General features: G+C 77.5%; 1 protein-coding gene. It reads left to right on the forward strand.

Annotation, left to right across the window (positions count from 1 at the left end; genetic code table 11):
- The coding region (locus C5N14_RS31525; RefSeq protein ID WP_305792090.1) for a biotin/lipoyl-containing protein at positions 1 to 378 on the forward strand (378 nt) is incomplete at both ends.

Here is a 378-nt window from a genome sequence, read left to right on the forward strand (position 1 = left end):
CCCGGCGGCGGGTGTGCTGAGCCGGATCGTGGTGGGCGAGGACGAGACCGCCGAGGTGGGCAGCGAGCTGGCCGTCATCGCCGGCGAGGGCGAGTCCGCGGGCGGGGCCGCGCCGCAGCAGGAGGAGCCGGCCGAGGAGGCCGCCGAGGCCGCCGCCGAGCCGCAGGCCGAGGCGGAGCAGCCGGCCGTCGAGGAGCCGGCGGCCCAGGCCGCCCCGGCCCCGTCGGGCCAGGGCACCCCGGTCAAGATGCCGGCCCTGGGCGAGAGCGTCACCGAGGGTACGGTGACCCGCTGGCTCAAGCAGGTCGGCGACGCCGTCGAGGTGGACGAGCCGCTGCTGGAGGTCTCCACCGACAAGGTCGACACCGAGATCCCGTC

The sequence above is a fragment of the Micromonospora sp. MW-13 genome, assembly GCF_003434305.1.
Taxonomy (GTDB): Bacteria; Actinomycetota; Actinomycetes; order Mycobacteriales; family Micromonosporaceae; genus Micromonospora.